Below are 19,407 nucleotides of genomic sequence, written 5' to 3'. Positions count from 1 at the left end.
CTATTATTCATGAGCAACTCCAAACACATCGTCATACTGGGCAACGGAATCGCTGGAATCACCTGCGCTAGAAATCTTCGAAAGCAAAGTGATTCGGTGAAAATCACCGTGATTTCCGGGGAGAGTAAGTATTTTTTCTCTCGAACGGCCTTGATGTATGTCTTTATGGGACATATGAAATTCGAACATACCCAGCCTTATGAAAATTGGTTTTGGGAGAAAAATAGAATAGACCTAAAAGAAGGATGGGTTGAAAAAGTGGATTTCCAAGGGAAAGAATTACACTTTCAAAGTGGTGAGAAACTAGCTTATGATCAATTAGTCTTAGCTACTGGTTCTCAGCCTAATAAGTTTGGTTGGGCAGGTCAAGATCTGAAAGGGGTACAAGGACTTTATTCCAAACAAGATTTGGAATTGATGGAACAAAATACTGCCTCTGGAGTAAAAAATGCCGTGATTGTAGGAGGAGGCTTGATTGGAATAGAAATGGCTGAAATGCTAGCCTATAAGGGTATATCAGTTACTTTTTTGGTTAGAGAAACAGGATTTTGGAGAAATATACTTCCTGAAGAAGAGTCTGAATTAGTAGGTAGACACATTCAGGATCATCACATGAACCTCAAACTTCAAACCGAGCTTGAAGAAATTATTTCAGATGAATCGGGTAGGGTTAGGGCAATCCGTACAAATAAAGGAGAGGAAATTCCTTGTCAATTTGTTGGTTTAACAGCAGGAGTGACTCCTAGGATTGATTTTCTAAAAAACACCGAACTCCAAACAAATCGAGGCATTTTGGTTGATTCTTTTTTTAAGACAAATATTCCTGATGTCTTCGCGATCGGAGATTGCGCTGAATTTCATGAACCTCCAGCTCCAGGAAGAAATAAAATCCAACAGGTTTGGTACACGGGAAGAATGCACGGAGAAACATTAGCTCATAATTTATTAAATGAACCGGTACCTTATAAACCTGGAGTTTGGTTTAATTCTGCCAAATTTTTGGATATAGAATATCAAACCTATGGTTTTGTTCCCTCAGATTGGTCAGATCAAGATTATAATAGTTTCTATTGGGAGCATGATTCAGGTAAAGTTTCATTCAGAATGTTGACCAATGTGGAGAATGTACTCATTGGAGTTAACAATTTTGGTTTTAGACTGCGCCATGAATTTTTTGATCATGCAATTCGTGAAAAATGGACAGGAACTCGAGTGATTGAAAATTTGGAACAGGCCAATTTTGATCCTGAGTTTTTCGCACCATATATCCGTGGAATTCAAGGAGCTTATGCAAAGGAAAAAGGACTTAATCTGAAATTGAAAAAGAGATCATTTATTCAAAAACTATTTTCAGCTAAGCTATGAAGTTGATCCAAAGACTAGGAATATTCTTTTTTCTGATAGGTTTGATCGCCTTTACAGCTATTCCTTTTTTTGGGGAATATCAGCTTTCTGAAGATCAGATGACTTCCATCGTCAAGGATATTCATCGTGAGGAAATGCGCTCTATCCTAAGCCCGATGTTTGGAAAGGAATATTCAAGCTCATTTGCTTTTGTTGGTGAGTATAATGACTTGATGGCCGGGTATAATGATGTTCTTAAAGCCGAAAGTAAATGGGATCAGGTGATTTGGGATGATTATAGTTTTCCTTTGGCAAAAGCCGCCGTAATCAGCCCCATTAAAGATAGCCCTGAATTATTTCTTTTTTTAAGTATTGGATTGGCAGTTTTTGGAGGCCTACTTTATATCCTTCCCAAGTATAAAAATGAACCTACAGGTATCAAAAACAATGGTGTTTTTCATTCCTCGATGAAAAATAAGGGTTGGCTGGGGATGTTGACTGGAAGCTACTTGATATTGTTTTATGTGATGTTGTATTGGTTCCCAGCTTACCTAGTCAACTTGGTCTGGATGGTCGAGCCAATCAGTCTAGTTTTATCCGGAAATCCCGCTAGCCAATGGTTTTTATATGGTTTGATTTATACTTTGGCAATTTTAGTAATGGGAATTCGGATGTTTCGAAAGTATCGCGGCAATCGATATCAGCAAATTCGCACTGCTTCCGTTATGTTCTTTCAGACAGCCTTTGCTTTTTTGATTCCAGAGATTTTGGTGTTGCTGAATCAACCCTATTTTGATTTTAAAAATATCTGGCCACTAGATTATTCCTTCTTTTATGACTATCGAATCGAAAGCCTTACCCAATCTGGTGCTATCGGCATGTTTATGTTGGTTTGGGGAATTTTACTGATCATTGTAGGAGTTCCAGCTTTCACCTATTTCTATGGAAAAAGGTGGTATTGTTCCTGGGTTTGCGGTTGTGGAGGGTTGGCCGAAACAGTAGGGGATCCGTATCGGCAGCTTTCAGATAAGTCTGTTAAATCCTGGAAAATCGAGCGATATTTAATCCACTCAGTTTTGGTTTTAGCAGTAGTAATGACTGTTTTGACCATTGCTAATTATTTTTCTTCCTTTGGTTTATTGGGTAATGTGACCAATCTGCTGCATTCTTTCTACGGCTTTTTTATAGGTTCTGCTTTTGCTGGAGTAGTGGGAACTGGATTTTATCCTTTGATGGGGAACCGAGTATGGTGTCGTTTTGGTTGTCCATTGGCTGCCTATTTAGGATTGGTGCAGCGATTTAAATCCCGATTTCGAATCACCACCAATGGTGGGCAATGTATATCATGTGGAAATTGCTCTACCTATTGTGAAATGGGGATAGACGTTCGTTGGTATGCGCAGCGTGGTCAGAATATCGTCCGATCCTCTTGTGTTGGTTGTGGAGTTTGTTCGGCTGTGTGTCCAAGAGGAGTATTGAAATTAGAAAATGGTCCTGAAGAAGGCCGAATCAATGACATGCCTATCATTATTGGCAATGATTCAATAAAAGTAAATGCCTGAGATAATTTCTTATAGTTTATTGGCTCTGTATATCCTCGGAATGTTAATCATTTTAGGATACAGTCTTGCTTTGGGGCATTTGCTTTTGGGATTTTGGAAATCAAAAAGAGCAGGTGAAAGAACCCCTTCTGATCCAATTGAATGGCCAAGAGTCACTGTTCAATTGCCGATTTTTAATGAATTGTATGTCGCAGAGCGGCTTTTGGATGCTGTAACAAAGATAGATTATCCGCTAGATAGACTAGAAATCCAGGTTTTGGATGATAGTACAGATGAAACAAGTGATTTGATTCAGAAAAAAATCAAAGAATATGCTGGTTTTCCCTTCGTTTATGTTCACCGTACTAATCGACAAGGATTTAAGGCAGGGGCACTTAAAGAAGGGCTAGCCGAAGCTAAAGGGGATTTCATAGCCATTTTTGATGCTGATTTTCTTCCAACTTCGGATTTTTTGAAAAAGACAATCCCATACTTTCAAAATGACCATGTGGGGATGGTGCAGACCCGGTGGACCCATTTAAATGAAAAACATTCTTTATTGACTCGTCTACAAGCTTTTGCTTTGGATGCTCATTTTACCATTGAGCAGGTAGGAAGAAATACATTGGGAGCTTTTATCAATTTCAATGGAACTGGTGGCGTATGGAGGAAGACTTGTATTTTGGATGCCGGAAATTGGGAAGACGATACTTTGACAGAAGATTTGGATTTGAGTTATCGAGCTCAAAAGAAAGGTTGGAAGTTCGTTTATAGACCGGAGATTCACTCTCCTGCTGAACTTCCACCGATCATGTCAGCCATCAAATCTCAGCAGTTTCGCTGGAACAAGGGGGGAGCCGAATGTGCTAAAAAACATGCGCAATCTGTACTTTCTTCTAAATTCTCACTAAAGACAAAACTGCATGCTGTTGCTCACTTATTCAATAGCAGTATTTTTTTGGTGATTTTGATGGTAAGCTTGGCAAGTATTGGAGTTGCTTGGATGGGATTGAATGGTTTTTCTTCCTCCTGGACTCAAATAGCAGGTCTATTTTTATTCGGTTTTGCTATCATCGCTTTAGTATATTTTGTTTCACATCTTTATTCTAGAAAACGATTTTGGGCGAGTTTGGTAGAGTCCCTTTTGATTCTTCCGGTATTTCTATCCGTTTCCATGGGTATGGCATTGCACAATGCCCAGGCTGTTTGGGAAGGGCTGAGTGGTAAAAAATCACCATTTATTCGCACACCAAAATTCAATTTGGAGTCTGGTAAATCTAATCTTAAAACCAATCGATACCTGAAGTTTTCTATGCCTTTGACCACTTGGATAGAAGGAGGGCTTTCTTTGGTGTTTTTCATTATGGTTTTATTGGCTTTCCGGTATGAATATTTTTTGTTTTTGCCTTTTCATGCTATGCTAGCCTTTGGTTATGGGTTGGTATTTATCACCTCATTTCGATCATATAGTTTAGGAAAGTAAAATCCATGTCGTCAGGACTTATTGTGGATGTTATCATCCCCGCATTTAATGAAGAAAAATCAATTCCCAAGGTCATTAGGGATATTCCAAATTGGGTAAGGCATGTAGTCATTGCGAACAATAACTCTACGGACTCTACAGCTGAAGAAGCCCAAAAAGCAGGTGCAATTGTAGTTTTTGAAGGACAGAAAGGCTACGGAAAAGCCTGTCTTACTGCGATGGATTGGATCAAGAGCCAATCAATCCAACCAGATGTAGTCGTTTTTTTGGATGGAGATTACAGCGACTATCCAGAGGAAATGGAATTGCTCCTTCAACCAATTGTAGAAGGTAAGGCTGATATGGTAATTGGTTCGAGAGCTTTGGGAAACAGAGAAAAGGGCTCCATGACTTTGCCTCAGGTTTTTGGAAATTGGCTTGCAACGACTTTGATGAAATGGATTCAAGGGGCGATATACACAGACTTAGGTCCTTTTCGTACAATTCGCTGGAAAAAACTTCTCGACTTAGAGATGAGGGATGAAAATTACGGTTGGACCATTGAAATGCAAATCAAAGCCCATCAAAAAGGGCTGAAATATTTGGAAGTACCCGTTACCTATCGTAAGCGAATCGGAGTGTCTAAGGTAAGTGGAACAGTAAAAGGGGTGTTTGGTGCAGGATATAAAATTATTTTGACCATTTTTAAATATTGGAAAGCCTGATTCCCCATTGATTTATGAGATCAACTCATTTTGTCCTATCGGCCTTTTTATTGTCCGTTTTACTTACATCCTGTGGTCCCAATACCCGAGAAAGTATTGATGAAGAACGATTCGGTGCCTATTGGTATCAGGGAAAAGCGGAGATTAATGTTTTTGATTTGAAGCAAAGCCGATATGGCGAGGAACGGGAGGGAACATCAGTAATGATTTTTGTGACGGAGGATTTTTCTAGAAGAAAACAGGTAAAATTAGATAAACCGGAAAGTGCTGGAGGAGATGCCCGAAAAGTCCTTAAGCTGAATATGACCCGGGACTTCGTCACAGGTATTTACCCATATCATACCATGTTGTCGGTATTTACACCCGTTAAAGATGAAGTTCCATCATTTAAGATTACTCATTCGGTTTCGGAATGGTGTGGCCAAACCTTCGCTCAATTGAACTGGAAAAATGCTGCATATCAAGCCAAGCTCTATTCTTATTTTGAGTCTGAGGGAGATCAAGAACTAAAGGTGGATGCTCCGTCCGAAGATGAGATTTTTAATCTAATCCGTTTGAGTCCGGAATTAGTGCCTCAAGGAGATGTTCGCTTAATTCCATCCTTGACTTTTCAGCGTTTTGCCCATATTCCATTTAAGGCTTATAGAGCAAAGATTAGTTTCGAGGAATTGGGACAACAGACAAGTCAATTTGTAGTTGAATATCCTGAGTTAAACCGAACCCTACTGATTCAATTTATCAAAACCTTCCCTTACGAGATTGTGAGTTGGGAAGAGGTTCGAATTAGCCCAAGTGGTCGAGAGGAGCGGTCTATTGCCACGCGAAAGGAAAAAATGCTGGTTGATTACTGGACTAAAAATGGGGTAGAGGATGAATGGCTAAGAAAGCAATTAGGCTTGTGAAAGAAAGGAATAATCATATTCTAATTGCGATTTTTATTTTACTACTCCTTGGAGGGAACTATCTTTTAGGTTACCATATCCCTCGAGAAGATTTCCAATTTATCCTTCCTGTTTACTTTTTAAGTTTCTTGGGATTGCTAGGGCTTTTTTGGAAATGGAAGGGGTTAAAAAATTGGCTGGGTGTATTTATTCTAGGGCTTTTCCTTCGATTAATTCTTGTAAATGCCACGCCACTTTGGTCAGAGGACTTTGCCCGATTTCTTTGGGATGGAGAAGTGGTCTTGTCGGGTGAAAACCCCTATGAATTCACTCCAAATCAATGGATGCTCAATGAAGAGTTGGTTGATTCTACCCGATTTTTTGAGAAGAGTCTCCCTTTATTGAATTCACCTGATTATTTCTCGGTCTATCCTCCTTTAAATCAGCTGCTTTTCGCAACAGCCGCTTTTTTCTCAAAAGGAGATATCGATACTGGCATTAGAGCATTGAGGGTCATTTTATTGGTTGCTGAAATAGGCGTTTTTTTATTGTTTTTACGAATATTCAGACATTTAGCCATACCTGCTAGGCGGGTGATATTTTATTGGCTGAATCCTTTTGTGATACAGGAAATTACAGGAAATCTTCATTTTGAGGGTTTGGTTCTTTTTTTTCTTCTGGCATGTATTTGGGCTTTGACCCGGCATAAAAAATTTCTTTCAGGCACTTTTTGGGGACTTGCGGTTAGTACCAAATTACTTCCATTGATTTTACTTCCATCGCTATTTCTTTTTAGAAGAACCCGAGCTCATGCGTTTTTTTGGATAGGAGCTATTCTAGCTATCAGTATTTCATTTTTGCCATTGATTTGGGAAGATGCCTGGGGAAATTTTATTCAAACACTTCAGCTATATCAGGGGAAATTTGAATTCAATGCTTCTATTTACTATCTGGGAAGGGAAATCGGTTATTGGATCGAGGGATACAATACGATATACTATTTGACCAAAATTTTATCGGGAATAACTCTTGTTTGGATTCTCTACATGAGTATTAAGCGCAGGCCTCAGCGATTGATTCCTTTGATAGATCTTTGGGTAGGAGTTTATCTGCTGTATTTTTTATTTCAGCCTGTAGTCCATCCTTGGTATGTGTTACCTCTATTGGGGCTTAGTTTATTTGTCGATCGTATTTCGCCTCTAGTTTGGAGTTTTTCCTTGATTTTTTCCTATCAGGCTTATGGCGAAATGCAAGTTGAAGAGAAACCTATTTGGCTTTTCTTGGAATATGGTATTCTTTCAATTGCTCTTGCATGGGATTACTTCCCTATCTTCAAAGAAAAATTATCAAATAGCATGCATTTCAAAAAGCTGGTTGGTGGTCTTTTGGTGATGACTTTAATTGCATTTTGGGGATGTGAACCGAAAGAACAGCGGGACGCAAGAAGAATTATTGAAGAGGCAATTGAAGCACATGGAGGTCAGGAAAATTGGGATGGTTTGGCGGAAATTTCTTTTAGAAAATGGACCCAATTGTTGTTGGAAGATGGTTCTGTAGAGAAAGAGACAGACCAGTCGATCAGCTTTACATTTCATCCGGAGTTTTCAGGAAAAATATCCTGGATCCAAGATTCCGTAGAGCATGTGCTTTCCTTTTCAAATAGTAAAACTCATTATTCCATTGCCGGTAATCCTATTGAAAACCCTGATTTCTTGGCTTCCAAGAAAAAGGATTTTGATGCAGCATATTATGCCTTCGCTCAACCCTGGAAATTATTGGAAGAAGAGGGGTCTGTATTTAGTTCGGAGGGAATCCGCCAAACTCCTTTAGGGGAGGCGGCGGTGGTTCGTGTAGAATACGGAGAAGGAAATGATGTATGGTGGTACTATTTTGACCCCGTTACCAAGAAAATGATCGGAAATGAAATCCAATTAAGTGACCATCGAAGTTTGGTTGAAAACATTGATTTCAATCAGGTCTCACCTTTTACTTTTTATAGGACAAGAAAGAGTTATCGAATCAATCAAGCTGGAGAAAAGTTATATTTGAGAGCGGATTATCTTTATGATAACTTTGAATTTAAATTTGTAAACAAATGAAAATCAATAAATTAATAGTTTGTTTTCTGGGGTTGTTAATTGCCTGTTCACCTAGAACAGAAGCAGAAAAAATCGTTGATGAAGCTATTGAGGCTCATGGTGGAAAGCTATATGAGTCAGCAAGAATTGATTTTGATTTTAGGAATATCCACTATCAAATTTTCAAAAGCCCCAATCGATACGAGTATTCTCGGGAGTTTTCTGATTCTATTGGTCTTGTTCGGGATGTATTGAATAATGAGGGTTTCCTCCGTACAGTAAATGGTACTCCAATCGATACGTTGACAGATGAGCGAATTGGAGCATTTTCCCGGTCAGTTAATTCAGTCGCCTATTTTGCCTTTTTACCCTATGGCCTCAATGACCCAGCTGTAATCAAAAATTATTTGGGAGAAACGGAATTAAAGAGCGAGCCATATCACTTGATAAAGGTTACTTTCCAGAAAGATGGTGGAGGAGATGATTTTGATGATGAGTTTCTCTACTGGATCCATAAAGAGACATATTTTGTGGATTATATGGCTTATAGTTATCATACTGATGGAGGAGGAATTCGTTTTCGGGAAGTAAGTTCTGCTCAAACTGTGGGAGGTATTCGTTTTCAGAATTACCTGAATTATAAACCTGAGAATAAGGATGCTTCGGTAGAGGAGATGCAGGCGCTTTATGAGCAGGGAAAATTGGAATTACTTTCTGAAATCAATTTGGAAAATATTAAAGTGGAGATGGTAAAATAACCTGCATGGACCCTAAAGAAATCATTTTTAAAAATCGAAATGGTATAAACTTAAAGGCCAATTTGTACCACCCACTTGACAGTCAACCTTTATTTTTTGCCATTTTCGCTCATTGTTTCACCTGCTCTAAAAATTTTTCTGCCATCAGTACGATTTCAAGGGCTTTATCCAACGAAGGAATCGCTGTTTTAAGTTTTGACTTTACAGGGATCAAATCTCAAGAAGAAAATGGTTCCGGAACTGAATTCAGTTCAAATATTTCAGATTTGATTGATGCTGCGACCTATTTGGAAAGGCATTTCGATGGACCAAAATTATTACTTGGTCATTCCTTAGGCGGGACCGCTGTTTTGCATGCGGCAGCCTCGATCCCATCAGTTTCCGCTTTAGTGACCATTAGTGCCCCGGCAGATCCTGATCACGTGAAAGCTCTTTCCTCCAATTCAGAAAAAAATAAATTTCCAAAAGAAAAAATTCCTGTTTCAATTGGAGGTAAGCCTTTTTTTGTGGGGAATGATTTCGTGAAAGACTTGGAAAAAGAACCTTTAAAGGCACTACTTAAAGGACTTAAGAAATCCCTTTTGATTTTACACTCTCCTCAAGATAAAGCGGTTGAAATTGCAAATGCTCAAGAGATTTATGAATCAGCATTTCATCCCAAAAGTTTTGTTTCATTGGATGGGGCAGATCATTTGATTTCCAAAGAATCGGATGCAATCTATATTGGCCAATTGGTGGCTTCCTGGAGCATGCGATATGTGCCCTTGAGCCCAAAGAAGGAGAATGAAACCCAAGGCCATCCCGTTATGGTAAGGTTAAGTGCAGGTGATGGTTATACGACTGAAATTAAAACCCCACACCATCACTTGATTGGGGATGAACCGATTGAAGTAGGGGGTAAGAATTTGGGTCCTACTCCCTATGATTTTTTGATGGCTTCTTTGGGAAGTTGTACAGCGATGACTTTAAAAATGTATTCCGAGCGTAAAAAATGGCCCTTGAAGGAAGTTACTGTTTACCTTAACCATGAACGAGTTCATCGGGAAGATTCTGAACATTCAGAAAAGCCTGAATCCAAGGTTAGTCAGTTTACCCGTCGGATTTCATTAGAAGGAGATCTTGATTTTGAGCAGCGGCAAAGGCTACTTGAGATCGCTAATCGATGTCCTGTTCATCGGACTTTGGAAGATGATATTTTAATAAAAACAGAATTGATCAATTGATACATTTTTCTGCCAAACAGAATTTTTCGAAGGAATTTTTTAAAAGAGAGATAGAATTTTTTGCATGAATTTGAAAATCAGTTCTATCTGTGACTTTTGTCATGGTATTACCATAGGAAATTGTGGACCTTCAACATATTATTTAATTCATTTCCAATCATTTAACCCAAAAGGCCATGAAAAAAAATATGGGTAATACCGATAGAGCTGTTAGACTTGTTATAGCAGCGGTGTTAATCGGGTTATACTTCTCAGAAGTACTTGTAGGAACAGTAGGAATAATTGCACTGGTAGTTGGTGTTGTATTTACCTTGACCAGTTTTGTGGGATTTTGTCCATTATACAAGCCATTAGGATTAAATACTTGTAAGCGTACAGGCGAATAGACTTAGATAATGCGTAATAGTTTTGGGAAAGGCCGGAGATAAGTTGTCTCCGGTTTTTTTGTTTGGGTATTGGTCAAATAGCATTTAGACTTTTACAGTTTTTTTCTTAAATAGATCGCTAAACCAATCCAAATCACTATGAAATCCAATCGAAGAAGGGAGTTTCTAAAATCTGCTAGTGCAGCTGGCATGGGATTTTTTGGGCTAGGAAATGTAGTCTCTCAGTCTTCATCTCTTTTGCCTTGGGAAGCGCAATATGGAAATTCGCGTGAACAGGTATTTAATATGTGCGGCTATGCAGCTCCCAAACTCGAGACCGTACGAGTTGGTATTGTGGGGCTTGGTATGCGAGGACCAGGTGCTGTAGATAGGCTTAGCAAAATAGAAGGTGTGGAGATCAAAGCTTTGTGCGATCTCTTACCCGAACGGGCAGAAAAAGCCAAGCAGTCACTCGCCGGAACAGTTCATCAGCCCGAGCTTTATTCAGGGAGTACTTATGCCTGGAAGAAAATGTGTGATCGTCCAGATTTGGATTTGATTTATATCGCTACACCTTGGGAATGGCATACTCCGATGGCAGTATATGCGATGGAAGCAGGAAAGCATGCGGCCGTAGAGGTTCCGGCAGCTCGGACTTTGGATGAGTGCTGGCAATTGGTAGAGACCTCAGAGCGAACCAAAAAACACTGCATGCAATTGGAGAATTGCTGCTATGATTTCTTTGAATTGATGACCTTAAAAATGGCTCGAGAAGGATTCTTTGGGGAAGTGGTTCATGTGGAAGGTGCCTACATCCACGATTTGCTTTGGTTGAATTTTGATAAGGATACTGGCTATCAAAATATGTGGAGACTTCGCGAGAATTACCGTAATGGGAATTTATACCCAACCCATGGATTAGGGCCCATTTGCCAAATTCTAAACGTGAATAGAGGCGATCAAATGGACTATTTGACTTCCTTGAGTTCCAATGATTTTCAGATGAAAAGGAAAGCCGAGGAATTGGCAGAACAGGATATTTTCTGGACAGAATTTGCTTCTAAGTCCTATCGTGGAAATATGAATACCACAGTGGTAAAAACTAAACTGGGGAAATCCATTATGATTCAGCATGATGTTACCTCCACTCGTCCGTATAGTCGCTTACATGTAGTGAGTGGGACGGAAGGCTATGCTCAAAAATATCCTCAACCGCGAGTAGCAAAAGGTCATAGCTGGATGAAAGAAGAGGAAATGAAAGAATTGGAGAAGAAATATACCCCTGAAATTGTTCAAAAAGTCGGTGAATTAGCTAAGCAAATTGGGGGACATGGAGGGATGGACTTTATGATGGATTGGCGATTGATAGATTGTTTGAGAAATGGGCTTCCATTGGATCAGGATGTTTACGATGCAGCATTGTGGAGCTGTATTAGTCCATTGAGCGAGTGGTCGGTTGCCAATCGTTCGAATTCCATTGATGTGCCAGATTTTACAGGTGGTAGTTGGAAATCTAATCAACCGGTTCCGGTTACTTTAGCTGGAGGAGGTACTACCAAAGTCCGGGTTTAAGTCTCAACATGGTTAGAATCTTTGGGGTGGTGAATGAAATACATATTCATCATCCCTTTATTTTTTACATCTATTTCGCCTCGGAACTCACAGCTGTATTTATCCTTAATAGTGTTATAAAAATCCTCGGAAACGTTGATTTTTCCAGTTTCAGAATTGCTTTCCATTCGGGAGGCAATATTCACTGTATCTCCCCAAATGTCGTAAGCAAACTTACGATGTCCTACTACTCCAGCTACCACCGGTCCGATATGAATACCTATTCGTACGTTAAAAATGGGTTTGTTTTCTAAAGCACTTTTCTCATTGAATTCCTCTGAAAAAAGAAGGATTTCACGGGCTGCTTCTGTAATTTGATAAGCATGATCTTCCGTCGGGCTAGGGATACCACCTGCAGCCATATAGGCATCACCGATTGTTTTGATCTTTTCGATGCCATACTTATCCATGATCTCGTCAAACTTGGTAAAGAATACCTGAAGATTTTGAACCAACTCATCCGGATTCATCCGTTGAGCAATGCGTGTGAAGTCTTTAATATCCACAAACATCACCGAGACTTTTTCATGTAGTCTTGCAGATGCTTTTCCTTTTTCGATCAATTCAGACGCGATTTCTTTTGGAAGAATATTAAGGAGCAAGGAATCACTTTTTTGCTTTTCCACTTCCAATTCCCGGGTTCTTTCTGCCACAAGCCGCTCCATGTTCTCATAGAGAAGGGCATTTTCGATAACTCCACCTATTTGTGCTGCCATCAAGCGCATGAGCGAAATCTGTTCCTTGGAAAAGGCATTTTTTGTCAAAGAGTGGGTTAGATAAATAATACCTGAAATTTTCGACTGATTGATAAATGGAATACACAAGACCGACCGTAGGGATTTTTCCCTTACAATTGGATCAGTGTCAAATGGCTGAGAAAGTAAAGCATCTTCAATTAAAAGAGGCTCCTTACTCGCTTTTGAATAGTTGATTATGGCAGCGCTTACTTCTGTTGTCTCTTCCAGTTCAACTTTTGGAAAATGAGTGTGTAATTGATGATTGGCAATTGTAGAAACTTCCAAAATCCATTTTCCTTCCCGATTGATCAAAAAATGTCCTTCTTGGGCGCCTGTATTTTCCATGGCGTAGGTGATCAGTTTTTCAAGCAAAGCTTCTAGCTTGATTTCGCTCACCAATGCCTCCATGGTTTTGACCAAGGTTTTAGTGTCTATCTGCCCAATTTCACTGGAAGATACTGATCCTCTTTTGATTTTTTCTTTTACTGCGTGCTGTCCTGAATCTTCATCCTCCTCTTGAAGCAATCGAATGGATTTAGCCTCTACACCGATCCTTCTTGATTCAGAAGCTGCCTGATTTCTCCAATACTCATGGCGGGGATTTTTCTCATACTTGAAAAGTATGCTAAGCAATTCTGCAAAAAGGATATAATACCTTGGGTGGTGCAATTCTTTAAGCTGACTGATACTGTTTTCCATAGTCTCTACATCCAATTGCTGATGAATCTGATAATCCATTCCAGCTTTAAGTAAAGACATGTATGGTCCGTAAGAGACAGGGTTTAATTTGGAGAGGTATTTAAGCTCATCAATTGTTTCACTGACGATGTCTTTCAAATTAACTCCACGGAATTTTTCATCCCGGATTTGATTCATCAAAAAGACCGCGTTGATAGCCCGGTTGATCTTGTAATAGTTTATAAAAAAAGAGTTGGGTTGATCCTTAATATGAAGAGGTAAATGCTCATAGTATTCAAAAGCCTCACTGTATTTACCAAAAAACAGATTCGTCGCGCCAAGGTATCCAAAATAGGAAAGGAGATAGATATGATTGGATTCTCTTTCAGCTGTTCTAAAATTCTCCTCCAGTTTTTTCGGAAGTCCTTTTAATTCTGCTTCGATTTCTTTTTCATCAGAAATATGCACTGCCAAGCACTTTTCGATTACTTGAGTAATTGCAGCTTGATTGGAAAAATTGTATTGGATAGAAAATTTTTCGGTTTCAATGGCTTCCTCTAATTGGGCTCTATATTCAAAACCCACATGGAATTTAATTGCAGTACTGAAAAAGAGATTCCAGCAAGCATATTCCATATTTCCATACTCTAATCCTTTTAGATATCCTTCGTAGGTGAGCGGAATACTATCCACGATATTGTTTTTGATATGGGAGGTGAAGGACACATACATCATGTTAATCGTAGCTGCATATTTCATCCGATCCGGCATATTCAGCAATTCCATGGAGTTATTGACCACCTCATATCCGTCAGCAGGTTTTTTCAGTGCTGTAGTCAAGATTAATCCATAGGAGGCGATCCCCACTACAGATTCTGGCGCCATCCCTTTTTTAATCGTGAGTTTTAGCATCTGAAAAATCAAAATTGGATAGGTTGAAATATTGACAAAAAAGTAGGAGGAAAGCGCCGCAAGCAACAGTTTAAAGGTGGCTAATGCCAATGGATCTTTGGTTTCTGGAATATCTTTGATTTTCAATAGTTTCTTCCTCGGGATCAAAACCTGAATCATGATCGCATGATACATGACCTGAAGTTTGCTGGCCTTTTCAGGAATAGTAATCTCAACTTCTGCCAAGGCTTTTTGAGCGATTACAACCGCTTTTTTAGGTAAATTTGCAAACCCAAGACAGCGAACAATTACTTCATTGACTAAGACTCTTTCAACCAGGGTTTCTGCTTCATCGAAGGCTAGTTTTTCGAATTTTTCCTGTTTTTCAGTGTCTTTTAAAAGGTAGGAATACTCTAATCCCTCCAATAAAAGTTGAAATTTCTGGGATTTCTTCAACTTCTTACCAAGAAGTTCAAAAGCGATCTCAGTGAAATTTAATGCGCCTTCAAAAGAGGCGGATTCAGCTGATTTTTTACCTGCCTTCAGGAGCAGCCATCCGATTTCTTCTTTATTTTTTGATTTTGAGATTTCTTTATACCCCAAAGAATAATGAAGAGCAATTTCAATGGGGCGCTCCTCAATTTCCTTTTCACTTAATTTTTGAAGGTAAATCTGACCTACTTCAAAGTGAAAACGTGATTTTTCTGATGATTCCAATAATGCATAAACTGCTTGTTGGATTCTGGCATGAGCAAAGCGGAAATGAAAATCCCGATTTGTTTCACCATAGTATTCCGGAATGAATTTGTAGTCATTTCCTAGAGGAATTAGGGATCCTTCCTGAATTAATGGCCAAAGGAATGAGTGGATCTCTGTAGTGGATTTCCCTGTGATAATGGCTAATTGATGGAGGGAAAATTCCATCCCAAAGACAGAGGCAGCCTTTATTACTTGTAGCTCATTTTCTGGTAGTTCTCGAATTCTAAGTAGGAGTAATTCTACGATATCATCACTTAAATTCTGAGATTGAATTTTTTTGATACTCCAGGTCCATTTGTTTTTGGTGTAGTCAAACTCCAGTAATTTGTTTTTGTAAAGTGATTCCAAAAACTTATTAATGGAAAATGGATTCCCCTTGGTTTTTGAATAGATCAGTTCTGCCAATTCAGCAACCTCTAAAGACTCCAACTTGAGGGTGTCAGATATCAATTTTCCAACATGTTGTTCACTTAAAGGTTGAAGGTGAATTTCTTCAATCCGGAGATGATTCTCATCGAGGTTGTTGGATTTGATTGTCCGAATTGCCTGAGAAAAAGGGTGGAATTCCGGCGTTTCATTATCCCGGTAGGCCACCAAAACCATTAAATGGGTCAAATTATAATTATTGAATAGGCTTTTCAATAACTCAATAGAAGCCTCATTTGCCCATTGGTAATCATCTAGAAATAGCACCAAAGGGGTGTCTTCTGAGGCTAGACTTTGTAGAAAGGCATTGATGGTAAACTGAACGCGCTGTTGATTTTCAAAACCGGTCAAGCTAACGAGCTCAGGTTGTGGGGGAAGAATAAAACGCATCTTAGGAGCCATATCGACGATAATTTGCCCTAAGCCTTTTAAATCTCGATTTAGTTTTTTGGCCCAGTACTGCTGCACTCCCTGGGATTCTGCCATCAGCCAATCGGCAAATTGACGGAAAGCCTTGATAAAGGCTAAGTAAGGAGTTTGACGATCCAATACATCGAAAGCTCCTGAAAGAAAAAGCCCATTCTGTACAGAGACTTCTTTATATAGTTCTTGGCAAAGTACACTTTTTCCTACTCCGCTGAAGCCTCCAATTGTCATCAATATTTTTTTACCTAGACAGGCATCGGCAAAGTGGGCTTTCAAAATTGTTACCTCTTTGTCTCTTCCGTAAAGGTGCTGACTTATATGAAGCTTGGAAGCAATATCAGTAAGACCTGGTTGGGCATCCTGAATTTTTCCATTCTTCTTCAACTGAAGTTCACAAAGATTTAAATCCGCCAAAAGTCCAGGGATGGATTGATAGCGTTCCTCTGCATTTTTTGCCAAAAGTTTTAAAACAATCTTATCTATAAATGCAGGGACCTCTGGGTTTAGCTTGCTTGGAGGAATGGGCTGAATAGCTAAGTGGCAATGGATGATTGCCAAAATATCATCCCCTTCAAACGGAGGTTGTCCCGTAAGCATTTCATAGAAGGTTGCTCCCAGAGAATAGTAATCACTTCGCTGATCGAGTTTTCGATTCATTCTTCCTGTTTGTTCAGGAGAAATGTATTCGATGGTTCCGGAAATAGTGCTTAGGGGTTCGAATTGTAATTCTAGATTTTGAATGGATGTTCCAAACTCAAAATCGATTAACCTACACGAATCTTCCTTCTCATCTATGATGATATTCCTAGGGTTCAGATCATTATGAAGCGTCCCTGTTGCATGGATTTCCTGAAGCTGATGACAAATTTTGATACCATAATGAAGAAAGCTGTCGATGGATAAGGGCTTTTTTTCAATGATCTCATTGAGTGATTTTCCCTGTAGAAATTCCCGGACCATGACAACCCGGCTATTGTATAGGATTACTTGAGGATTGAAACCTGCATGAGTCGATCGATTGGCGATCATTGCCTCGTTATGCAAGCGCCCCAAATCCCCTGTTAGATCCTCTTTAATCAAAATATTTTCACCCCCTTCATTACTTCCGGTGAAGAGTTTACTGCGGTTACTTTCATAAAGCAGTTTCAGGGAATGGATATCACCAATTTCTTTTAACATTTACTTGAAATGAGGGTAAATATTTTCTTCAAAGAATTCCTTCAAGAATTTTTTTTCAGCTTTAATTCCGAGGTTATTGATTACTTCATCGTAATCATCCCGGGTTGATATTTTGTAGCTTTGATCGGAAGGACCACTTTCCGGCATCCAAGAAGTATGAAGGGTAAAAGCGAATTTGATATCATCGCTTGCTAGCTTGCAAATAGGGCCTTTTGAAATGGAGGTAGCGTCGAAAACCCAAAACTCACTTGTATACTTCCAATCCCCATCGGTCTGTTCATGTCCTACTTGAGTTGGGCAGAAAAGGTATCCGTCTAGTTCTTCAGGAACAGAAGGGGTAGGAGTTTTCTTTGGAATGAAATGAATTCCTCTGATGTAGGTTTTCTTATCGCATTGGTAATAATCCTCAGGTTGCATGCTTTCTAAATTGACACGCGTGATGCTGAAAGGAAGTTCTCGTCTCGTTGCATCTTTGATTTCATCCAAGGAAAGTTTTCGGTGAGGGTATTTTTTATAAAGATTGTAAACGAACTCTGTTAAAAGGTCAGGTTGCGTCCCATCACTTACATACCAAAATTGCTTGATAGTAGGAACTACTTTTTCGGCGGAAAGGATATCTCGATAGGTATAAAGAACAATAGTCCAGGTATTTGGACCTAAATTGGCTTCTTTATAATTCCCAGGATCCTCATACACCTGACTCTCTTCTTCAATTACTTTTAGAGTTTTGGAGTCGATTTTCCACTTACCTAATCGGCTTATATCCATACTGCCTACTGCAAATAGGGAATAGTAATCAGGATCAACAGGTTTCTTATCTATTGCTCTACGATCAAAGGTTCGTACCCATTCGGCAATACAAGTTGCTGCATTATGTACCCCATAGAGGGTGATGACTCCATCAGGATTCGAATAATCACAACTATAGTGAATTGTTTCCAAAGGAATAGGTCCTTCAAGTCGGTATGCCGTGACCTTTTCTTTTTTAGGATCTAAATCTGCCCGCTTAACGAGATAAACAGTCGTAAATGGTTCCATTTTCACCGTTCCCAATCTCCGAATCAAGCGTTCAATTAATTTGCTTTCAGGGAAAGGATTGTCAAACAAAAGATCCAAAGCAAATTTGAATGAACAGTCGGTCAGGATAATAAAATCTTTGGTGATTCCCATCTGATGCATGCATTCATAGATGGCTAGTTTGTCTCCATTTTGATCTTCAAGATCCCAATGAACGACAGGACCATCCCCATTCCAACCCAATAAATACATAAATACATCACCCTTAGGCTCGTCTGTATCATGTGGATTTCCTTCTACATGTGTATTTAAATCTTGGAAAAAAGTACTGACTTGACTATGTACATGCTTGTCATCCTCATGATCGACAAGGTCATTCGCCAATTTTTCGAGTTTTTCTTTAAATGAATCTCTATTGTGCTTAAGATGATGGAGGGTTTGTTCAAGATGGGTAAAGGATCCTTTATCCCGCGAATAGTTCACTGTAAAAACTTCTTGGGTAACAGGATCAAAAATTGGATGAGCCGAGGTTTGAACGATCCCAAATGGCCAAGGAACCATAGGAGGTTCTGCAGTCATCCATTCACTGCATTTTCCCATGGGAGTAATCAATACCAAAGACTGGGAATCCAATAAGTAAGGACGGCCAACATCATAGGTTGCCATTAGACTTCCAGTTTTTTGACCTTTAAATTTTACAGGCTGTGTGGCAGTGTTTAATTCATTTCTAGCACCAAAGACCATGCTCATTCGGGTAATCCCCATATTGTGGAAGCCCATCAATCCATGGTGTGGTGTTCCTTGCTTGGTGGCTAGATCTGCATAGTAGCAAGGGGTTTTCATTATTTTGGATTGAATGAATGGTTCCGCTTGATTGAAGTCTACTTGAATCACCATTCCATCTCCATTCATAATGGGGGAACCGTATTCCGGATTATGTTTTCCTTCTTTAGTTTTTTCTGGAAAAGGCAGGCCTTCAGAATTAACTGAACCAACAGGAAGTGAAACATTGAATACCCCATAAATATCAGAAGGTAAATTGCCTTCGATAACTTTTAAAGTACCTTTGATCTCCTTGTTGGAGGTTTTTAGTAAAGGTTCGTGTGTAGGGGAATGGGCTGGTATGGACGCTCCTTTTCCAAAAATGCGAAGGAAAGCATTCCAGATTTTTTTGAAAATCATTAAGAATCAGGCTAGTGTTAAGAAAAATTTCTAGTAAAATCTAGCCTAATTTTTGGGTAAATTGAAATTTTACTGCTAAAAATTTTCAATCAGTAAAATCAAATTTTCTAAAATGAAGCCTTGA

General features: G+C 39.2%; 12 protein-coding genes. 10 read left to right on the top strand and 2 right to left on the bottom strand.

The features are described from left to right. Nucleotides 1-9: 9 nt before the first annotated feature. From E4S40_RS16130 to E4S40_RS16085, 10 genes are all read left to right on the top strand, one after another. The gene (locus E4S40_RS16130) at nt 10-1,365 is read left to right on the top strand and encodes an NAD(P)/FAD-dependent oxidoreductase (RefSeq protein WP_135076654.1); all 1,356 of its coding nucleotides are present in this window, start codon (nt 10-12) and stop codon (nt 1,363-1,365) included. Beyond that, nucleotides 1,362-2,906: a 4Fe-4S binding protein gene (locus E4S40_RS16125; RefSeq protein WP_135076651.1), complete on the top strand. Its 1,545-nt coding sequence runs from the start codon at nt 1,362-1,364 to the stop codon at nt 2,904-2,906. The genes E4S40_RS16130 and E4S40_RS16125 overlap by 4 nt, the downstream gene beginning before the upstream one ends. Then, nucleotides 2,899-4,368 carry a cellulose synthase family protein gene (locus E4S40_RS16120; RefSeq protein WP_135076648.1) on the top strand — a complete coding sequence of 490 codons (1,470 nt, stop codon included), beginning with the start codon at nt 2,899-2,901 and terminating at the stop codon, nt 4,366-4,368. Before E4S40_RS16125 ends, E4S40_RS16120 begins: the two co-directional genes overlap by 8 nt. A gap of 5 nt (nt 4,369-4,373) precedes the next feature. Next, complete coding sequence (locus E4S40_RS16115) at nt 4,374-5,072, top strand: glycosyltransferase family 2 protein (protein ID WP_135076645.1); 699 nt, start codon at nt 4,374-4,376, stop codon at nt 5,070-5,072. Between the two features lie 14 nt (nt 5,073-5,086). Continuing rightward, entirely contained in the window at nt 5,087-5,974 is an 888-nt protein-coding gene (locus tag E4S40_RS16110; protein ID WP_135076642.1) for a hypothetical protein, read from the top strand. Next, a complete protein-coding gene (locus E4S40_RS16105; protein WP_135076639.1) occupies nt 5,947-8,052 on the top strand; it encodes a glycosyltransferase family 87 protein in 2,106 nt (701 codons plus the stop codon). Before E4S40_RS16110 ends, E4S40_RS16105 begins: the two co-directional genes overlap by 28 nt. Then, nucleotides 8,049-8,789 carry a DUF6503 family protein gene (locus E4S40_RS16100; protein ID WP_135076636.1) on the top strand — a complete coding sequence of 247 codons (741 nt, stop codon included), beginning with the start codon at nt 8,049-8,051 and terminating at the stop codon, nt 8,787-8,789. The genes E4S40_RS16105 and E4S40_RS16100 overlap by 4 nt, the downstream gene beginning before the upstream one ends. Nucleotides 8,790-8,794: 5 nt before the next feature. Continuing rightward, entirely contained in the window at nt 8,795-10,012 is a 1,218-nt protein-coding gene (locus E4S40_RS16095; RefSeq protein ID WP_135076633.1) for a bifunctional alpha/beta hydrolase/OsmC family protein, read from the top strand. A gap of 176 nt (nt 10,013-10,188) precedes the next feature. Further along, nucleotides 10,189-10,398, top strand: a complete 210-nt coding sequence (locus tag E4S40_RS16090; RefSeq protein ID WP_135076630.1) for a YgaP family membrane protein — start codon at nt 10,189-10,191, stop codon at nt 10,396-10,398. A gap of 138 nt (nt 10,399-10,536) precedes the next feature. Continuing rightward, nucleotides 10,537-11,949: a Gfo/Idh/MocA family protein gene (locus E4S40_RS16085; RefSeq protein ID WP_135076627.1), complete on the top strand. Its 1,413-nt coding sequence runs from the start codon at nt 10,537-10,539 to the stop codon at nt 11,947-11,949. On the opposite strand, the gene E4S40_RS16080 is transcribed toward E4S40_RS16085, so the two are convergent. Further along, nucleotides 11,946-17,084 carry an adenylate/guanylate cyclase domain-containing protein gene (locus E4S40_RS16080; RefSeq protein ID WP_135076624.1) on the bottom strand — a complete coding sequence of 1,713 codons (5,139 nt, stop codon included), beginning with the start codon at nt 17,082-17,084 and terminating at the stop codon, nt 11,946-11,948. The two genes, E4S40_RS16085 and E4S40_RS16080, sit on opposite strands and share 4 nt — an antisense overlap. After that, complete coding sequence (locus tag E4S40_RS16075) at nt 17,085-19,283, bottom strand: carotenoid oxygenase family protein (protein WP_135076621.1); 2,199 nt, start codon at nt 19,281-19,283, stop codon at nt 17,085-17,087. It lies immediately after the preceding gene. Between the last annotated feature and the right edge of the window lie 124 nt (nt 19,284-19,407).

The sequence above is a fragment of the Algoriphagus kandeliae genome (genome assembly GCF_004571135.1).
GTDB lineage: Bacteria > Bacteroidota > Bacteroidia > Cytophagales > Cyclobacteriaceae > Algoriphagus > Algoriphagus kandeliae.
This window is presented reverse-complemented; position numbering and strand designations above follow the sequence as displayed.